Annotated in this window: 17 protein-coding genes; 7 read left to right on the top strand and 10 right to left on the bottom strand. The window is 65.9% G+C overall.

Translation table 11 applies throughout. The annotated features are described in order from the left end of the window. Positions 1–4 precede the first annotated feature (4 nt). From C3E77_RS13720 to C3E77_RS13740, 5 genes are read right to left on the bottom strand one after another with little or no spacing between them, the layout of a single operon-like run. The gene (locus C3E77_RS13720) at positions 5–2539 is read right to left on the bottom strand and encodes a sensor histidine kinase (RefSeq protein WP_108392358.1); all 2535 of its coding nucleotides are present in this window, start codon (positions 2537–2539) and stop codon (positions 5–7) included. A 2-nt stretch (positions 2540–2541) separates the two neighbouring features. Then, positions 2542–3150 (bottom strand): potassium-transporting ATPase subunit KdpC, encoded by a 609-nt coding sequence (kdpC, locus tag C3E77_RS13725; RefSeq protein WP_108392360.1) that lies wholly within the window; start codon positions 3148–3150, stop codon positions 2542–2544. Positions 3151–3178: 28 nt separating this feature from the next. Next, positions 3179–5338, bottom strand: a complete 2160-nt coding sequence (gene kdpB / locus C3E77_RS13730; RefSeq protein WP_108392362.1) for a potassium-transporting ATPase subunit KdpB — start codon at positions 5336–5338, stop codon at positions 3179–3181. A 3-nt stretch (positions 5339–5341) separates the two neighbouring features. Continuing rightward, positions 5342–7015, bottom strand: coding sequence for a potassium-transporting ATPase subunit KdpA (gene kdpA, locus C3E77_RS13735; protein WP_108392364.1), 1674 nt, complete (start codon positions 7013–7015; stop codon positions 5342–5344). A gap of 1 nt (position 7016) precedes the next feature. Further along, positions 7017–7103 carry a potassium-transporting ATPase subunit F gene (locus C3E77_RS13740; RefSeq protein ID WP_033373121.1) on the bottom strand — a complete coding sequence of 29 codons (87 nt, stop codon included), beginning with the start codon at positions 7101–7103 and terminating at the stop codon, positions 7017–7019. Positions 7104–7516: 413 nt separating this feature from the next. Here C3E77_RS13740 and C3E77_RS13745 point away from each other — a divergent pair, with 413 nt between their 5' ends. Together C3E77_RS13745 and C3E77_RS13750 are read left to right on the top strand one after the other, a co-directional pair. After that, entirely contained in the window at positions 7517–7783 is a 267-nt protein-coding gene (locus tag C3E77_RS13745) for an acylphosphatase (RefSeq protein WP_108392368.1), read from the top strand. 70 nt (positions 7784–7853) lie between these two features. Continuing rightward, a complete protein-coding gene (locus C3E77_RS13750) occupies positions 7854–8363 on the top strand; it encodes a 2'-5' RNA ligase family protein (RefSeq protein ID WP_108392370.1) in 510 nt (169 codons plus the stop codon). A gap of 24 nt (positions 8364–8387) precedes the next feature. On the opposite strand, the gene C3E77_RS13755 is transcribed toward C3E77_RS13750, so the two are convergent. Further along, on the bottom strand, positions 8388–8897 hold the full coding sequence (locus C3E77_RS13755; protein WP_108392372.1) for a hypothetical protein: 510 nt from the start codon (positions 8895–8897) through the stop codon (positions 8388–8390). A gap of 124 nt (positions 8898–9021) precedes the next feature. Between C3E77_RS13755 and C3E77_RS13760 the strand changes: the two genes are divergently transcribed. Both C3E77_RS13760 and C3E77_RS13765 read left to right on the top strand, forming a co-directional pair. Continuing rightward, positions 9022–9234, top strand: a complete 213-nt coding sequence (locus tag C3E77_RS13760) for a hypothetical protein (RefSeq protein ID WP_108392374.1) — start codon at positions 9022–9024, stop codon at positions 9232–9234. A gap of 47 nt (positions 9235–9281) precedes the next feature. Next, a complete protein-coding gene (locus tag C3E77_RS13765) occupies positions 9282–9998 on the top strand; it encodes a hypothetical protein (RefSeq protein ID WP_108392376.1) in 717 nt (238 codons plus the stop codon). A 75-nt stretch (positions 9999–10073) separates the two neighbouring features. On the opposite strand, the gene C3E77_RS13770 is transcribed toward C3E77_RS13765, so the two are convergent. From C3E77_RS13770 to C3E77_RS13785, 4 genes are all read right to left on the bottom strand, one after another. Next, entirely contained in the window at positions 10074–10916 is an 843-nt protein-coding gene (locus C3E77_RS13770; protein WP_234031218.1) for an SMP-30/gluconolactonase/LRE family protein, read from the bottom strand. Between the two features lie 4 nt (positions 10917–10920). Further along, positions 10921–11106: a PspC domain-containing protein gene (locus C3E77_RS13775; protein ID WP_108392380.1), complete on the bottom strand. Its 186-nt coding sequence runs from the start codon at positions 11104–11106 to the stop codon at positions 10921–10923. A gap of 138 nt (positions 11107–11244) precedes the next feature. Then, positions 11245–14256 (bottom strand): AAA family ATPase, encoded by a 3012-nt coding sequence (locus C3E77_RS13780; RefSeq protein WP_108392382.1) that lies wholly within the window; start codon positions 14254–14256, stop codon positions 11245–11247. Further along, positions 14253–15485 (bottom strand): exonuclease SbcCD subunit D, encoded by a 1233-nt coding sequence (locus C3E77_RS13785; RefSeq protein WP_108393386.1) that lies wholly within the window; start codon positions 15483–15485, stop codon positions 14253–14255. The genes C3E77_RS13780 and C3E77_RS13785 overlap by 4 nt, the downstream gene beginning before the upstream one ends. Positions 15486–15633: 148 nt before the next feature. Here C3E77_RS13785 and C3E77_RS13790 point away from each other — a divergent pair, with 148 nt between their 5' ends. The 3 genes from C3E77_RS13790 to C3E77_RS13800 all read left to right on the top strand — a co-directional run bounded on the left by C3E77_RS13790 (position 15634) and on the right by C3E77_RS13800 (position 19151). Continuing rightward, positions 15634–16368: a histidine phosphatase family protein gene (locus C3E77_RS13790; protein ID WP_108392384.1), complete on the top strand. Its 735-nt coding sequence runs from the start codon at positions 15634–15636 to the stop codon at positions 16366–16368. Then, complete coding sequence (locus C3E77_RS13795) at positions 16352–17251, top strand: NAD(P)H-hydrate dehydratase (RefSeq protein WP_108392386.1); 900 nt, start codon at positions 16352–16354, stop codon at positions 17249–17251. The genes C3E77_RS13790 and C3E77_RS13795 overlap by 17 nt, the downstream gene beginning before the upstream one ends. Before the next feature lie 388 nt (positions 17252–17639). Beyond that, complete coding sequence (locus C3E77_RS13800) at positions 17640–19151, top strand: DHA2 family efflux MFS transporter permease subunit (RefSeq protein WP_108392388.1); 1512 nt, start codon at positions 17640–17642, stop codon at positions 19149–19151. The last annotated feature ends 55 nt before the right edge of the window (positions 19152–19206 follow it).

Here is a 19206-nt window from a genome sequence, read left to right on the forward strand (position 1 = left end):
TCGGTCATTTCTGGTCGTCCGGGGCGGGCTGCGCGGCAACGAACGCGGTCTGCGCATGGACGTCGTCGGCAATGGGGAGAGCGATCACCATGGTCAGGCCACCGCCGGGAGTGTCCTCCACCTCGAGTGTTCCACCCATCCCCTCGGTGAATCCCTTGGACAGCGCGAGGCCGAGGCCGAGACCCGTGAGGTTGTCTGTGTCGCCGAGACGTTGGAACGCCATAAAGACGTCGTCGCGACGTTCGGGGGCGATGCCGGGGCCGTGATCGATAATGCGGATCTCGACAGTGCCACCGAAGCTGCTGCCCGCGACCCTCACCCGGGTTCCCGGAGGGGCGAAGCGGGTCGCGTTCGCGAGGATGTTGACGACCACCCTCTGCAGCAGCCCGGCGTCGGCGAGGACCTCCGGCAGTTCAGGGTCGAGGTCGATCTCGACGTCACCTGGCCCCAGGTGCAACTCGTCGAGGGCGGGAAGGATGACGTCGTCGGCGGCGACGCGACTCAGCGACACCCCGAGCACGCCGGCTTGTACCCGGCTCACGTCGAGGAGAGTCGTGACGAGCGATGAGAGGGTGCCCAGGCTTTCCTCCGCTGTGGCGAGAAGTTCCTCCCGGTCGTCGGGTGACCAGGAGACATCGGTCGCACGCAATCCACTCACCGCAGCTGTCGCCGCGGCGAGGGGACGGCGGAGATCGTGACTGACCGCGGACAGCAGCGCGCTCCGTACCCGGTCGGTCTCGGCGAGCGGGCCGACCTCCCGGGCCGTTGCTGTGAGGTCGGAGTGCTCGAGCGCGGCGTTGACCTGGGCGGTGATCACGGCGAGAAGTCGACGTTCGGATGCCTGCAGGTCGCCTCCGTGGAGCTCAAGCGTTGCCCGGTCCCCCACGGGCACCGCGGTGAATTCCTCGTCGGGGGTCGGCTCGCCGTCACGAACCAGTACCTGCCCGTCGACCACGAGGCGCACTCCGGTCAGGGAGAACGCCTCCCTCGTTCGGCTGATCAGCGCCTGGAGCGCGCTTTGCCCCCTGAGCACACTCCCTGCGACCGTTGCGAGAAGTTCGGACTCTGCTGCGGCTCGCCTTGCCGCTCGTGTTCGACGCGCAGCCTGGTCGACGACGTAGCTGACAAGAGTGGCGTTGAGAACGTAGAGCGCGAGTGTCACGAGTTGGATGGGTTCGGCGACCGTGATTGTGCGCACAGGCTCGACGAAGAAGAAGTTGAGGGTGAGTCCCGAGAGGAAGGCGGCGAAGAGGGCAGGCCAGATTCCACCGACGAGGGCAACGATGACAACGAGCAGCTGGTAGGCAAGCACGTCACTCGAGAACGAATCCGGGCTCCGGAGCGAGACGAGCAGCCAGGTGAGGAGCGGACCGGCGCCGAGAGCGAGGAGGAACCCGGCGATGCGCCGCTTCATGGTGAGCGCCCCGCCCAGTCGCGGGAGCGAGAATCTCCCTCCTCCGGCCGCGGAGTGGGTGACGATGTGCACGTCGATATCGCCGGATTCCCGAATCACCGTTGCGCCGATTCCGGGGCCACTGACGGCCGTCGCGACACGGTTCCTGCGACTCACCCCGATGACGAGTTGAGTCGCGTTCGCTCCTCGCGCGAATTCAACGAGCGCACGGGGAATGTCGTCACCGACGACCTGGTGATAGCTGCCGCCGAGCTTCTCGACGAGGGCTCGTTGCTGAGCGAGGGCTTCGGGGTGCGCGCTCCGAAGGCCGTCCTGACCCGTGACATGCACGGCGAGGAGCACACCTCCAGAGGACCTCGCCGCGATCCGGGCGCCACGGCGGATGAGGGTCTCCCCCTCAAGGCCGCCGGTCAGCGCGATGACGACCCGCTCCCTCGCCTCCCACTTCGCGTCGATCCCGTGTTCTGCGCGGTAATTCCGGAGCGCACTGTCGACTTCATCAGCCAGCCAGAGCAGCGCCAGCTCGCGCAGAGCGGTGAGGTTTCCGAGCCTGAAGTAATTCGACAGCGCGGCGTCGATCCGCTCCGCCGGATACACCCGGCCGGCCGACAGACGATCCCTGAGCGCCTGCGGAGCCAGGTCGACGACCTCGATCTGCTCGGCTGCTCGCAACACCTTGTCAGGGACCGTTTCGCGCTGGGGCACACCGGTGATCTGGTGAACCACGTCATTGAGCGACTCGATGTGCTGGATATTGACCGTCGAGATGACGTCGATCCCGGCGTCGAGCAGGGCGTCGACGTCCTGCCATCTCTTCTCGTTCGCGGATCCGGGAGCATTGGTGTGGGCTAATTCGTCCACGAGGGCGACATCCGGATGCCGGGAAATCACGGCGTCGAGGTCGAGCTCGGTCAGTTCCACACCGCGGTGCGAGACGGCCAGGCGCGGGATGATTTCGAGGCCTTCGACCATGGCAGCAGTGGCCGCGCGACCGTGGGTTTCCACGATCGCGACGACCACATCGCTGCCTTCGTCGCCGAGACGCTTGCCTTCCTCGAGCATGGTGAAGGTCTTGCCGACACCGGGAGCGGCACCGAGCAGGACCCTCAGCCGCCCTCGCTTCATCCTCAGCCCTTCAGGCCATCGAGGGCGATATTCAGTTCGAGCACGTTCACGGTCGGCTCGCCCAGGAAACCAACGTTCCTATTCTGGACGCTATCCTCGACCAGCGCTGCGACATCATCCTCGGGCAAACCCCGCTCTTCCGCTACCCGTGCGACCTGGAGACGGGCGTACTCGGGGCTGATGTGGGGATCGAGACCGGAGGCTGACGTGGTGAGGGCATCGACAGGGACCGCTCCCGGATCGACGTCGTTGAACTCGGCGACCTGGTCCCTGCGCTCTTCGATTGCCGCAATCAGATCGGGGTTCTCGGGGCCAAGGTTGGAACCGCTCGAGGCTCCAGCGTCGTAGCCGTCACCGGCTGCAGACGGCCGCGGCTGAAACCACTCGGGCAGAGGGTTACCGTCGGCGTCGCTGAATGACTGCCCGATGAGCGTCGATCCGACGGTCTTTCCGTCCAGCTCGACGGTTGAACCATTTGCCTGGGCGGGAAAGGCGAGCTGGCCGATACCCGTCAGCGCGAGCGGATAGGCGAGGCCGAGGACGACGGTGATGACCGCCATCGCCCGGAGCGCCACCCCTGCTGTTCTCAGACTGCTGCGTGAGGAACTCATTGTTTTTTCTTCTCTCTCAGGAGGTAAATCAGAATCCGGGGATCAGGCTGACGACGAGGTCGATGAGCTTGATTCCGATAAAGGGAGCGATGACGCCGCCGACGCCGTAGATCAGCAGGTTCCTCGAGAGCACACGCGATGCGCTCAAGGGGCGGTACTTCACTCCGCGCAGAGCGAGCGGAATCAGCACGATGATGACGACAGCGTTGAAGATGATCGCGGACAACACAGCGGATGCTGGCGAGTGCAACTGCATGATGTTGAGCACGGCCAGACCGGGGAAGACGCCGGCGAACATCGCGGGGATAATCGCGAAGTACTTGGCCACGTCGTTGGCGATGGAGAAGGTGGTCAACGCTCCACGGGTGATCAGCAGTTGCTTGCCGATGGCTACGATGTCGATGAGTTTGGTCGGGTCTGAGTCGAGGTCGACCATGTTGCCCGCCTCTTTCGCCGCCGACGTGCCGGTGTTCATGGCGACTCCGACGTCGGCCTGCGCGAGCGCCGGGGCGTCGTTGGTGCCGTCACCGGTCATGGCGACGAGGTTGCCGCCGGCCTGCTCCTTCTTGATGAGCTCCATCTTGTCTTCGGGTGTGGCTTCAGCCAGGAAGTCATCGACTCCGGCCTCCGCGGCAATTGCCTTCGCCGTCAGGGGGTTGTCACCCGTGATCATCACCGTGCGGATACCCATGGCCCGCAGCTCAGCGAACCGTTCGGCGAGCCCGTCCTTGACGACGTCCTTCAGGTGAACGACACCCAGAATCCTGGCGCCTTCCTCCGGCGACTTCTCGGCAACGACGAGTGGAGTTCCGCCCGACTGCGAGATCCGCTCCACCTGCTCGTCCAAGTCGGCGAGTATCGAGCTCGCGGCGCGCGTGTCCTGCTCGACCCAGGCAATCACAGCCGAGCTCGCGCCCTTCCTGATCTGAGTGCCGTCGGGCTGGTCGATGCCCGACATCCTGGTCTGCGCGGTGAACGGCACGACGTCGCCGACGGCGAAGTCACCGACGTGGACACCCTGCTCGTTGGCGAGGTCGACGATCGACTTGCCCTCCGGCGTCGGGTCAGCGAGCGACGACAACGCAGCAGCCCGAACGAGTTCCTGCTCGTCGATTCCGGCGAGCCTTACGAACTCGGATGCCTGTCGGTTTCCGTACGTGATCGTTCCTGTCTTGTCGAGCAGCAGGGTCGTCACGTCTCCGGCGGCCTCCACGGCGCGGCCAGACATCGCCAGCACGTTGTGCTGCACGAGCCTGTCCATACCGGCGATGCCGATCGCGGACAGCAGGGCGCCGATGGTTGTCGGGATAAGGCACACGAGAAGCGCGATGAGCACCGGAACGCTCACCTCGGCCGACACCGACGATGCAATGGGGTTGAGGGTAAGAGTGACCACAACGAAGATGATGGAGAGGCTCGACAGCAGCACATTCAGCGCTATCTCGTTGGGCGTCTTCTGTCGTGCCGCACCCTCGACCAGCCCGATCATGCGATCGACGAAGGTCTCACCCGGCCTGGATGTGATCCGGACCACGATGCGGTCGGACAGCACCCGGGTGCCGCCGGTGACGGCGCTTCGGTCGCCGCCCGATTCGCGGACCACCGGCGCCGATTCGCCAGTGATGGCGGACTCATCGATGGACGCGATGCCCCAGACGATGTCACCATCTCCGGGTACGAGTTCACCGGCGCTGACCACGACGACATCCCCGAGGGTCAGGTCAGCCGACGAGACCTCGTCAGGGACCGCCCCTGAGGCGGAGGGGTCCCCCGCCTCGTCATAGGCACCGACACGGTGGGCGGTCGTACTTGTCCTGGTCTTCCGCAGGCTGTCGGCCTGCGCTTTGCCGCGCCCCTCGGCAACCGACTCCGCGAGGTTCGCGAAGAGCCCGGTCAGCCACAGCCAGACGGCGATACCCCAGGTGAACGTCGAGGGGATCGCGGATCCGCCCGACGCTTCCGGACCGCCGAGGAACGGTTCAGCGATCGCGATCGCCGTGGTGAGAACGGCTCCCACCTCGACGATGAACATGACGGGGTTGCGCCACATGATTCGCGGGTCGAGCTTACGGAATGCGCCGGGAACGGCCTCGAGAAGGGCGGCCGGCCCGAACGCCGCCTTGGGTTCGTCTGCCGGTTTCTGCTCGGGAGCGTTCCGGGATGATGACGGTGCGGTGAGTGTAGACATGCTTTACAGCAGCCCTTCTGCGAGGGGTCCCAGTGTGAGCACGGGGAAGAAGGTGAGTGCGGTCACGATGACCGTCACACCGGTGAGGAGGCCGACAAAGAGCGGCCGGTGGGTTGGCATGGTTCCCGCTGTTGCCGGGACCTTGTCCTGTGCCGCGAGCGAACCGGCGAGCGCGAGAACGAAGACCATCGGCAGGAACCGCCCGAGGAGGATCGTGACGCCGAGGGCAGTGTTGAACCACGGGGTATTCGCTGTCAAACCGGCGAATGCCGAACCGTTGTTGTTTGCGGCGGAGGCGAACGCGTAGATCACCTCGGAGAGTCCGTGGTTGCCCGGGTTCCAGATCGACGTCGACTCGACGTCAGAGCGGATGGCGGGGATCGCGAAGCTCAGGGCCGTGCCACCGAGAACGAGCGTAGGCATGACCAGGATGTAGAGGCTCGCGAGCTTGATCTCCTTCGGCCCGATCTTCTTGCCCAGGTACTCCGGGGTCCGGCCGACGAGCAGTCCGGCAACGAACACGGCGATGATCGCGAGAATCAGCATGCCGTAAAGGCCCGATCCGACGCCGCCTGGCGCGACTTCTCCGAGCATCATGTTGAGCATCGGCATCATGCCGCCGAGAGCCGTGTACGAATCGTGCATCGAGTTGACTGCACCGGTCGACGTGAGCGTGCTCGTTGAGCCGAAGAGGGTCGATGCAAAGATGCCGAAGCGTTGTTCCTTCCCTTCCATCGCACCTCCGGCCAGCTGTGGTGCGGTACCGAGGCCGGCGCGCTCGACGAGCGAGAGGATGGTGAGCGATGCGATGTAGAACGTCGCCATGACGGAGAGGATCGCGTAGCCCTGCCTGCGGTCTCCGACCATGCGGCCGAAGGTACGTGGCAGCGCGAACGGGATGGCGAGCATCAACACGTTCTGGAAGAGGCTCGTCCAGGCCGACGGGTTCTCAAACGGGTGTGCGGCGTTCGCGTTGAAGAAGCCACCACCGTTCGTCCCGAGGTTCTTGATGGCCTCCTGCGAGGCAACAGGCCCACCCGGCAGGCTTTGCACGCCACCGGACAGTGTGGAGATTTCAGTGAATCCGTTGAAGTTCTGGATCACGCCGCTCGCGATCAGCACTATCGCGCTGAGGACGGACAGGGGCAGCAGCAGCCGGAGGGTTCCGCGCGTCATGTCGACCCAGAAGTTGCCGATCGTGCCGGAACGACTGCGTGCGAAACCGCGGACCAGTGCGATCGCAACCGCAATTCCGACGGCAGCCGAAACGAAGTTCTGCACGGCGAGACCAGCGATCTGCACGGTGTACCCGACAGTCACCTCTGGCGAGTACGACTGCCAGTTGGTGTTGCCGACGAACGATGCCGCCGTGTTGAACGACAATCCCTCTGGCACAGCCGGGAGTCCGAGCGAGTATGGCAGCACGGTCTGGAAACGCTGCAGCAGATAGACCAGGAGAAGGCCGGTGCCGGAGAACCAGAGCACGCCGCGCACGTAGGCCTGCCAGGTCTGTTCGACCGAGGAGTCCACTCCGATGAGCCGGTAGAAGCCGCGCTCGATTCGGAGATTCTTCGTCGACGAGTAGAGGTGCGCCATGTAGTCGCCGAGCGGGCGATACAGGAGAGCGAGGATGAGGGCGAGGGAAGCGACCTGAAGGATCGCGAAGAGACCGGCCATCCTAGAATCGCTCCGGTTTCACGAGTGCGTACACGAGGTAGACGATGGCGGCGATTCCCAGGCCCGCGGCCAGGAGGGAGAAGAACATCACAGCTTCTCAACCCCCTTGGCGGCAAGGCCGACCAGCACGAACACGGTAATGCAGCCGAGCACGTAGACAATGTCAAGCAATTTCGGTTCCTTCAGGGGATTTCTCGCGCAATGCCAACGGGCATGCGGTCACCCGGGCTCGGGTGCGACATCTGATTAGACACCCGTGGTTCAGGGCCTCTGCGGCGTCCTAACGGAATCCAAACGGCCCTCGCGCGAAACCTAACGACACCCGAGCAACCAGACCCGACCTACCCGTGTCGTGGGGGAAACAGCAGGCGGATGCCCCGCCTCCCGCAGGACCTTTCCCCCTTCACCTGCTCGCTTACACCGAGGTGGATTCCGCGGGCTGAAGCGCCATAAACCCGTGGCGCCTCTGGTATTCGGGGCACCCGGCGTGAGAATGGGAGGGTGATTCGCAAACATGTCATCGTGCACGGCAGCGTGCAGGGGGTCGGCTTCCGCTACTGGACGAGAGCCGAAGCTGCGCGCCTCGGTGTCACCGGCTGGGTCCGGAACAGGCTCGACGGAACTGTGGAAGCCGAGGTCGAGGGCACTGAATCCGACGTCGCCTCCCTGTTGGACTGGCTTCAGCACGGGCCGAGTTCGGCGGTCGTTTCCGGTGTGGACAGCGCAGACATCGACGTGAGAGGCGACACCGAGTTCGCCGTGCTCTAGGTGCGGCTCGGTCGCCGCTGGCTCCTTCTCCCCGCACCCCACCGCGCTTCTCAGGTCATAGACTCGGCCCATGTCGCGTGTGGTGGTCGTTGTTCCCCTGAATCCTCTCCGGAACGGCGAAAGCTTCCTCGTCAGCTCGTGGCCCCTGCACATCACAGTGGTTCCGCCGTTTGAGACGGAGGCGGAAACGCCCGCGATCGCCGCCGCTCTCGCCGAGGCGGTCGGTGACCTCGCATCATTCAGCGTTGTCGCCGCCGGTGACGAACTTTTCGGTCGGCGCCACGACATCCCCGTCACCCTCATCGCCGACGACGAGCGCCTGCTCACCCTCAGAGAGCGGCTCGTTGCCGCTGTGCGGCCACTGGCGACGTCACCGGACGAACGGGCCTTTTCGCGCCCCGAGTTTCGGCCGCACGTCACCGTGAAGGGGGAAAACCGGGTTGCGGACGGTGAGGAACTTCACCTGACGCAGGTCGCGCTCGTCGACATGGCTCCGCGCCAGTCACCGGGCGGGCGAACGGTTCTCGCGACAGTGCCGCTGGACCGGCCACTGAAATCGGCCACCGAAAACGACCGCTGAACCCCGGCCTGCTGCGATGAGCCCCTAGGCCGGGTCCTGCGTACCCTCGACCTGCTGCTCCGCCTGGTCGCTATCGAGGAACACGCGCTTGTACTTGCGGCCGTCTGCCAGCTCAACGGTCTCGGCCCGAAGAGAACCGCGGCTCACACGAAGGTAGATTGCCTGCGCCGTGACTCCCAGACGGGATGCCGCCTCAGACACCGATAATCCGGGCAGGTCAGTCGGCACGCTGCTCGGCCGCGCAGCCCGCTTGCGTCCGGCCTCGTGGCGCTCGGCGATCTCTTCGTCGGTGCCCAGCCAGCGCCATTTCGCGGCCGACGGCTTCAACCCGGCTGCATCGGCGACACTCTCCCATGACGCGCCGCCATCGATGGCCTCGCGCACCGCCTCAAGGGTCGCCGGGTCTTTCTCGAGCTCTGCGAGAACCGAACGGATGTCGCGAAGCCGGCTCAGGGCATCCGGTGGCGTTGCGGCGCTGTCGCCATCGACGACGCGGGAGAGGGCAGCCCGTGAGGCTGGCGACAGGTAGGGCACGGCCCCTATGGTAGCTGCAGCGCCGCTGCATGACGCGGATCCGTCTCGAGCGCAACCCCTTGAACCGTGGAGCATTAAGGCAACAGGGTTGAGGCTGTCCCCCTATGACTGTCAGGAGCTAGACATGAGTCCCAGGTTCATCTTCATTCTCGCCATAGCGTTCAGCGCTTATGTGCTCGGCGCCAAGGCCGGTCGGCCGCGTTATGAGCAGATTCGCAAGAGCGTGACCTCATTCTGGGACGACCCGCAGGTCAAGGCAGCCCGCAAGACCGTCGGCAAGAAGGCCAAAAGGTCCGAAAAGGCGCTCGTTAAGAAGATCAAGCAGCGCAAGCGCTAACCAGTACGACCCCCAGTGACCGACCACCCACTTTCCCGGAGATAACAATGAGTGAGCCCACAAAAGACGAAATCCCCACCCCGGCGGAGGTCTTCGCCAACTCCGACCTGGCCGATGCCCCCGACACCAGCCACACAGCTGACGACGACTCGAACGACGGCGGCTCGAATGATGCTGGTGGATCGGATGCTGTAGACCACACCGGTGCCAATAGCGACCCCGTCACCGACGCGGAAACCGCTGCCGCAGACGATGCCGAGTCCCCGATCGCTTTCGAAGAGCCGCACACCGACCAGTCCGGCGATGAGTCGTCAGACGAGTCCGGCGACACATCCGGCGACGAGCCGGACGTACAGGCCGCAGCGGACCACGCGCACACGGCAGTTGACGAGGCACCCATCGACGCACCGGAGCTGAAGGACGCCGCGCACGATGCTGTCGAGCAGGGCGCAGAGGCCGTCAAGCCTCTCGCCGAAAAAACCGATGAGGTTGGCGAGGCCGCCGAGAAGGCGGCGCAGGCAGCCCAGGCGGTTGCCGCTCAGCTTTCAGAGCGGCTCGCCAAAGCAGCGGCGATGGCTTCAGGCCACGCCTCGAAGGCTGCGGACGCCTCGCGCGAGGCTGTCGATGCCGCCCGCGATGCGACCCAGGCTGCCGTCGCAGACTTGCGAACGAACTACGAAAAGCGGCCGGGCAGGCTGATCGCTATCGCTGCTGTTGGCGTTCTCGCGGCCGTCGGGCTCCTCGTGAAGGCGTTCCGACGCTAGAGGTTCCCACCATCGACGAAGGCCCCTGACACCCCGTCAGGGGCCTTCGCTCTGTAGCGGGTCAAGTTCTGCGGGTCAGCCCGCGTACGGCAGCACGGGCTTGCCTGCAACGTCGGCCCTGACCGTGAATACCGCCCCGGCCTCGGGCTCGGGGTCGTCGAGGTTCTCCCGCGACGTGGTGATGAACAGATCGCGGCCGTCATCTCCGCCGAGAGTGCACGCCGTGACAAGCCGCACGGGCAACTCGATCTCGGTGAGAATCGTGGCATCCGGCGAATACAACCGGACCCGCCCGACGGAGTTCATCGCAACCCAGATGTTGCCCTCGGAGTCAACGCAAAGCCCGTCAGGACTGCCGTCGCCTCCATCGGCGAATGGCCGGCGATTAACCAGGACGTTGTCGACGACATCGAAGACATCGGTTCGGCCGGTGGCCGTGTCGTTGTAATACGCGCGGCTACCGTCAGGGGCGAAGTCGATGCCATTCGACACCGTCACGTGAGGCAGAAACGTCGACACCGACCCGGCCGGGTCAATCCGGTAGAGCGCCGCCGCACCCGGTGTCTGGTCGTAACCCATCGATCCGGCATAGAGACTTCCGTCTGGCGCGCAACCGCCCTCGTTCATCCGCACCGCGGGATCGGTCCACAGCTCGACCTCCGAGGTGGGCAGAACGTCGACCTCGTCTGCGAGTCCGATGCCGCGCTCGAGGCCGACGACGTAGCCGCCGCGAGTCCGCGGGCGTACGAACGCCGCCACGGTACCGACGTGCATCCGCGTGACGCCACCGGATGCATCGACGGAGAGGATGTCGCCCGCGAGCATGTCGACGAAGCGCAGCCCGCCCCAGGTTCTCGACCAGACCGGGCCCTCACCGTGGTACGCGACCGGGTCCGTCAGTTGTTGTGGGGTAGCCACGGGGTCAGGCCTCGTTCGGGATGAGTATCCAGAGGATGACATACGCGAGGATTTGCGGGCCGGGGAGCAGGAAGCTCAGGACGGTCAGCACCCGTACCAGGGTGGCGGATATTCCAAATCGATTGGCGACCGCCGCGCAGACTCCGGCGATGACACGGCCATGGCCGCGACGAGGACGAATAAGATTCATACCTCACAGCCTGTCACCGCCCGCGGCCTCGCACAATCGGGGTTGTACCTGATCCTGAGTCAGGGTGTGCGAAGCGGCCTGGTTCGAACCTACCCAGTCCGAACAAGCTCCGCTCGAAGCGACTCCGTCCAAACTGGCTCAGGCTGGTTCGAGCTGAGTGGGTGCGGTGCTCATCGCCACTCGGCTGGCGCCGGAGTCGGTGACCTCGATGCGAAGCTTCGCGTGGATCTGCTCTTTCATCGCGTCGACATGGCTGATGAGCCCGATGGTGCGGCCTCCCGATCGCAGGCTGTCGAGGGTCGACATGGCGATTTCGAGGGTGTCACCGTCGAGTGAGCCAAACCCTTCGTCGATGAACAGGGTGTCGAGGGTTATCCCGCCCGCCTGGTTCGTGACCACCTCCGCGAGGCCAAGCGCGAGGGCGAGAGACGCGAGGAAGGTTTCGCCGCCCGACAAGGAATGTGTGGGGCGGGCTCGACCCGTGTGCTCGTCGAGGATGGCGAGCCCCAGCCCGGACCGCGTGTTGCGGTACTGCACGGAATCGTCGTGCTGCAGCGTGTACCTGCCGCTCGTCATGGTGGCGAGCCGGGCATTTGCCGCGGCCACGATCTCTTCGAGCTGGGCCGCGAGCACGTAAGTTTCGAGGCGCATGCGCTTCGTGTTGGGTTCATTTCCCTGTACGGCACTCGCGAGCGCCCGCACCCGGTCGTACTCTTCCCTCAGCTGGGCGGATGCTTCCTGCTCGGCACGCACTCGACGCACGATCACCGAGAGCTGGTCGAGTCGCTCCGCAAGAGAGCTGGCGGCCTTGAGGGCCGAGTCACGGATGTCCCTCGTCTCGGCGACGAGGTTCGCCGCCGGCGCGAGGTCGACAAGATCACCGGGGAGGTCGGCCAGTTCCGGGTCGGCGAGGGTGGACCTGGCGGACGCCACGGCGTTGTCGAACTCACGGATGCGCACGTCCATAGCCTCGATCTCGGCTGCACCCCTGCGGGCAGAATCGACGGCGGACTCGTCGGCGAAGCCGTTTTCGGCGAGTTGGGCAGTCAGTATTTCGGTGGCCGCGGCGAGGGCGTCTTGTCGCATTCGCGTGACCGAGGTGGCTTCGAGCAGGTCACGTGCGGCGTCGAGTCGCTGCTCGAGCTCCTCAGCACGCTCGGCGACAGAGTCGAATCCTCCACGGTTTTCGGCGACCAGAGAACGTGTTTCTTCCAACCGGGTGGTGGCATCGGCCAGATCACGCGCGGCGCTGTCGAGGTCGGAGCGCAGCGACGTCAGGTTTTCTTTGGCGGTGTCGAGCCGGGTGCGAAGCGCGTCGTTCGTGGCCTCCAGCTCGGCCACCTGGTCATCGGCGGTCTCGAGCTCGACGAGCAGGACGGTCGCGTCGGCCAGCTCCGCGTCGATCTCGTCGAGCGGCTTTGATTCGGCGCGTGCCTGCTCACTCGCCAGGCGCGTTGCGAGGTCCTGGGCGGCAAGCGTCGCCGTCTCGAGGTCGGCGCGACGGGCCTGGACCACGGCTCGCGCTTCAGTGATGTCGGCCTCGGAAACCTCAGCACCGTCCCACGACGCCGGCTGCGGGTGCTCCGTTGAACCACAGACCGCACACGCGTCTCCGGCCACGAGCGCGCTGGCGAGCTCGGCCGCGTGGCCGTTCAGTCGGGCGCTGAAAAGTCCGTCGAGATGGGCGGCGGCGGCGAGGTGGGCCGCACTTGCGTCTTTCTCGGTAAACCGTGCCTCCGTGAGTTTGCGGTCGAGCGTCGCTGCGCGCTGCGCCGCTGCCCGGGCGACCTCGAGCCGCGCAACCCTGGCTTTCGCCTCGGGGAGGCCGGCGGCGGTAACCCGAACCTTCCTGAGCTCGTCAGCGACGGCGTCGAGCTGTGCGGGGAGTTCCGCAACCCGGGTGGCGGCGGTGGTGACGTCGACCGCGCGGGCAGCATGGACCTGTGTGCAACGCTCAACCTCGGCTGCGAGCCGCGGAAGGGCACGCTCGTCGCTGAGGACGCTCTGCAACGTGCCGAGCGAGCGAGCGAGTTCGTCGATGACCGAGCCGAGAGTGTCTGGGTCGGTGTCGGCGGCACTGTCGGCGGCACTGCCGACTTCACTGTTGGCGTCACGGTCGAGCAGGCCGAGGTATGCCTCGGTCTTCTCATTCTCGGCCTCGATCGCTCGCAGGTGCGCCGACTCGGCGCCGCGCCGCGCGGCCACGTGAGCCCAGACGGAGGATGCTCGTCGCGCTCGCGCGAGTGCCTCGCGATCGGCCTCAATGACGCCTGTCTGCGCTTCGAATGTTTCGAGCGTTGACAGGGCGCTGTCGCGTCGTAGCTGGCGACGGCGAAGGTCTTGCAACGCCCGGTGTTCAGCATCGGCCGTTGAGAACTCAGCGTCGGCAACGGTCGCGGCCTCGGCGGCGCTCGCGTGTGCATCGGTGAGACCGGCGAGGATCTCGTCGAACCAGGCGAGGGCCGGTTCGCTCGGCGCGTCGTGCTGGACGAGCCCGGCTGCGAGGGCCGCCTGACTCTTCAGGCTGCCGGCAGACGAATCAAGCCGGGCGGCGAGGTCCTTACTCCGGGTGACGAGCGCGAGCTCCATTTGTTCAAATCGCTTCGTCCCGAAGAGCGTTCGGAGCACCGCCTGGCGCTCGTCGTTCTTCGCGAGCAGAAACTGCTGGAACCGGTTCTGAGCGAGCAGGATGACCTGGAGGAACTGGTCTTTGGTGAGGCCAAGAATGTCATCGAGTTCGTGCGCGACGTCGACCGGACGGGCGGCGATACCTTCCCACACGCCGCCGGCCAGGCGAGACAGCTCTGCCGTCGCCTTCTGCGGTGTCGTGCCTGTTCCGCGCGCCTTCGGCCGGTCATACTCCGGTGAGCGACGCACGCGATAGCTCGTGCCGTTGACGGTGAATTCGAGTTCGACAAACGTGGGGTCGCCGGTCTCGCAGTAGTCGCTGCGCAGCCTGGACTGGGTGCCGTCATATCGGGGAACGCTGCTGTACAGCGCGAAACAGATGGCATCGAGCAGGCTGGATTTGCCCGCGCCGGTCTTGCCCGTGATGAGGAAGATGCCGTCGTCGTCGAACCGCCCGAAATCGATGTGCTGTTCGTCTTTGTATGGGCCGAACCCGGCGATTCTCAGCTGCTTGATCTTCATGCGTCGACCTCGGCGAGGGAGTCAACCGTGCGACGGGCATCCGTCGGGGAGACGCGTGTTTTCTCGGGCTGGGCCGTGGGTTCATCAGCTTCGCCGAGCGCCACCTCGGTGAGCACCGAACTCAGGATGTCGGTTTCGAGTTCGGTCGGGCCGATGCCGTTGCGCACGAACTCGAGGAATCCCGAGACGATCTCGGCGTCGGTGCGGGCTCGCACCCGCTCGGCATACGTGGTCTCGGTTGCGTCAGCGGTCACCGCCGGGCGGTGCTCGAGAGTCACGCAGTGCCCGAACCTGGCCTGCAGCTTGCGCATGCCGTCGAGGGGTCGCACCTGGTCGGTGAGGATGACGGAGAGCCAGTGGTCTTCGACAGTCGCGTGGGCGGCATCGGCGAGGATCTCGTCAAGCGAACCGGTGATCACCGAGAGCGCGCGCGGAACCGGAAGGTCGACCCACTCCACGGTGGACAAGCCGTCGGCGTCGAGGTCGACGAGCCAGCCACCCCGCGGCTTCGATGCCTCGGAGAACGAGTAGTGCAGCGGCGCACCCGAGTAACGGACACGCTCACTGAGCGTCGACCTGCCGTGGATGTGCCCGAGCGCGACGTAATCGGGGCCGTCGAAGACGCTCAACGGGACGTAGTCGATGCCGCCAGAGGTGATGTCGCGCTCAACGTCGCTCGGCTCAACGCCCACAGCGAAGCAGTGGGAGAGCACGACACTGCGACCTCCGCGATCGGCGAGATCAGCGCGGATGCGGTCCATGACGAAACCGAGGACCTGTTCGTGGTTCTTGAGCGGGACATCCGGGTAGTGGTGCCGCAGAAGGGCGGGCTCAAGATATGGAATGCCGTAGAAGTGCACGGGCCCGAACTCGTCGGAGATCGTGATCGGCACACTGTGTTGTTCCTGCCGCGTCACGACGTGCACCCCGGCGAGGCCCGAGAACCGCGACATGAAGCCCAGGCGGGTCGCGGAGTCATGATTGCCACTGGTGAGAACGACGGATGCCCCGGCCTCGCGCAACGTGACGACGGCGGCTTCGAGCACCGTGTATGCCTCGGCCGACGGGGTTGCCGAATCGAAGATGTCTCCGGCGACGACCACAACATCGACCGAGCGTTCGCGCACCTCTGCGGCGAGCGCGGCAAGCACGGTGCGCAGGTTCTCGATGGTCGAGTGACCATGGAACGTGCGACCGATGTGCCAGTCGGAGGTGTGCAGGATTCTCATACCGACACGGTAACCCGGGCCACCGACATCGCTCGCGTGCGACGCCGGGGGCGCGGATTCCCACCGACGCACTGGCGGCATCCGCTCATGAAATCAAGCCCCCCGCGACACTTGTGCCTGCGGGTGGTGGCTGTCCTAGTCTTGCGGCATGACTGCAACCCAACTGTGGCTCGTGCGGCACGGCGAGAGCACGGCGAACGTGATCGCGACAGAGGCTCAGCGGGCGGGACTCGAGGCGATAGCGGTTGAACACCGGGATGCCGATGTTCCCCTGTCGGATGCCGGTATCCAGCAGGCAGAGGCGCTCGGTTCGTGGCTTGCAGCGGCGGAGAGCACACCTCAGGCCGTGTGGAGTTCGCCATACCTTCGCGCGCAGCAGACCATTGCCATCGCGATCGAGGAGTCGGGGCGGCCGCTGCCCATCCTCGTCGACGAGCGGCTGCGTGACCGTGAACTCGGTATCCTCGACGCCCTCACCTCGCACGGCGTCGACGTCCGGTTCCCTGACGAGGCCGCGCGGCGGCGCTGGCTCGGCAAGTTCTACTACCGCCCGCCGGGAGGCGAGTCCTGGACTGACGTTGTGCTTCGCGTGCGGTCCTTCCTGCGCGACCTCGACTCATCGAGCGACGGCGGCCCCGTGCTCATCGCCGCCCACGACGCCGTCGTGATGGTGTTTCTCTACGTCTGCCTCGGCTGGTCGGAGCGGGAGCTCCTCGACTTCGCCTCAACCCACACCGTGCTCAACGCGTCGGTCACCCTGCTGTCCAGGGAAGCGGGCGACGCCCGATGGACACTCGATGTGTTTTCACACGACGACCACCTGGAGGCGCTCGGCGCCCCGGTAACCCGACACGGAGGAGACAGCAATGTCCAGCCCATCTGAATCGACGGATGCCGCCACGCCGGCCGGTGAGGTTGTGGTCACCCCGAACCTTCTCCGCGACTGGGCACTGCCCGACGCCGGGGAGTCCAAGTACGGCCGCGGCACAGTGCTCGTTGTCGGGGGCGCCAGACGCTCCCCCGGTGCGACGATGCTCTCCGGGATGGCTGCGCTCCGGGTCGGCGCCGGGCGCCTGACTCTCGCGATCGCCGACTCCGTGGCGTCAGCCGTCGCCGTTGCCGTGCCCGAGTGCGGAATCGTCCCACTCCCCGAAACCGACGGCACCGTCGCCGGCGACGGCATCGCGACAGCGGAGCACGACCTCGAAACCTCTGACGCTGTGCTCGTCGGACCCGGCCTCGACGATCCTGACCAGCTCGAGGTGATGCTCAACGCGCTTCCGGCCCTGGTCGGCGACGAGACCGTCGTCGTGCTCGACGCGTTCGCGCTCGGCGTCCTCCCCCGCGTTCCCGACGCCGTCAGTGCGCTCGCCGGTCGCCTCGTGCTGACGCCGAACAAGGAGGAGGCCGCGCGGTTGCTCGAACGGGACCTCAGCGACGACCTCGCCGCCGACATCGCGGAGATCGCGAGGCGGTACGGCGCGGTTGTCACCTGTTACGACGCGATTGCGCACCCGGATGGCCGGATCTGGCGTACCGGGAGCGGAGGCGGCGGTCTCGCCACCTCCGGAAGCGGCGATGTCCTCGCCGGCGCCATCGTCGGGCTGTGTGCCCGTGGCGCTTCGCTCGAGCAGGCTGCCGTGTGGGCGACCCACGCCCACGCCGCCGCTGGCGACCGGCTTGCCGTGCAGGTCGGTCCCCTCGGGTTCCTCGCGCGGGAGCTGCTCGACGAGCTGCCCCGGGTGCTCGTCGAGATCAACGGGTAGTCGCTGCGCCCGTTGGCGTCCGGGTCCGCACCGCCACGGCATCCGCTCTACCCGCTTTCGTTGCTCGGCCACAAACGGTCGTTCACGCGCTGCACGGCCACAAACGGTCGTTCGCGCGCTGCACGGTCACAAACGGTGAGAGTTTCCGCGAAACCTCGACCCTTTCTGGCTGAGCACGGCCGTGTGAGTGGGCAACAGCCTTTTCTGACCGAGCACGGAGGCGGGGAGATTTCGGTCGACGGAAAATTGTTCGGCGAGTCGGGAATAGCTCGGCGTTGGCTGTCGTTTTTGCTACGGCGACGTCGATCAGGCGTTCGCATCGCACTCTGGCCTCCACGGTCCTGAAAGCTCGTCGAGCCTCGCGCCCGACCCCCAAGATTGGACCTTCGTGAACGAACGTGCCCCTCTCCTCGATGGATCGGTAGCCGCATCCGCTGCCCCCATCGCCCCTGACCACACGGCCCGCAACCGACGGGTGATCTGGCTGCTGCTCGCCGCGACCTTCGTCGTGATCCTCAACGAGACGATCATGAGCGTCGCGATCAACGAGCTCATGCTCGACCTCGACATTGACGCGCGCGCAGCGCAGTGGTTGACCACGGCATTCCTGCTCACCATGGCGGTCGTCATCCCGATCACCGGGTTCCTGCTGCAGCGCTTCCACACCCGCCCGATCTTCATCGCGGCGATGAGCCTGTTCTCGACCGGCACCCTGCTGGCGGCGCTCGCCCCGAACTTCGAGGTGCTGCTCGTGGCCCGCGTCGTGCAGGCGACCGGCACCGCCATCATGGTGCCGCTCCTCATGACGACCATCATGACGCTCATCCCCGTCGCTCAGCGCGGCCGCATGATGGGCAACATCTCGATCGTCATCTCGGTCGCCCCCGCGATCGGCCCCACCGTCTCCGGCATCATCCTCAACGCGCTCAGCTGGCGCTGGATGTTCTGGATCGTCCTGCCGATCGCCGTCGTCATGCTCATCATCGGCATCCGCCGCGTGGAGAACGTGTCCGAACCCAAGCGGGTTCCTCTCGACATACTTTCCGTGTTGCTCTCCGCGTTCGGCTTCGGTGGCCTCATCTACGGACTCAGCCAGATCGGTGGGCACGGTCCCGCTGACGCAACCGCGGCGGAGCAGTCGGCAGCGGCGATGCCGATGTGGATCGCCCTCGCTGTCGGTGTTGTCGGCCTCGGCAGCTTCATCGTCCGGCAACTGGTGTTGCAGCGCCAGGACCGCGCACTGCTCGACCTGCGCACCTTCCGTTCCGCGAACTTCAGCATCTCCATCGTCGTGATGGTGGTCAGCATGGCTGCCCTCTTCGGCACCATCATCCTGCTGCCGATCTACATGCAGCAGGTGCTCGGCCTCGAACCGCTGGAAACCGGCCTGTTGCTCCTGCCGGGCGGTCTGCTCATGGGTCTGCTCGCGCCGATCGTCGGCCGGCTCTACGACCGGTTCGGCCCGAAACCTCTCCTCATCCCCGGTTCCATCATCGTGAGCGCCGCACTCTGGTCGCTCGCCATGATCACCGAGTCGAGCTCGCCGTTCTACCTGCTCGGCGCGCACGTCGTCCTGAGCGCCGGACTTGCCTTCCTCTTCACCCCGCTGTTTACCTCGGCAATGGGATCGGTACAACCGCGCCTGTACAGCCACGCGTCGGCAACGGTCAGCACCGTGCAGCAGGTTGCGGGCGCCGCTGGCACCGCCCTCTTCATCACCATAATGTCCACAACGACCGCGACTCTCGCGAGCGATGGAGCATCGGATGTCGCGGCTGCGGCAGGCGGCGTGCAGTCGGCTTTCCTGGTGGGCGCGATCATTTCGCTGCTCGCCATCGTCGGGGCGATCTTCGTGAAGAAGCCAGCGGACATGCCCGAGGGAATGCCGGTCGGGCACTGACCCGCGAGGCACTCAACGGCGCTACACGGCACAGGGCCGGTCAGGATTCTGGCCG

Source organism: Mycetocola zhujimingii, assembly GCF_003065425.1.
Classification (GTDB): domain Bacteria; phylum Actinomycetota; class Actinomycetes; order Actinomycetales; family Microbacteriaceae; genus Mycetocola_A; species Mycetocola_A zhujimingii.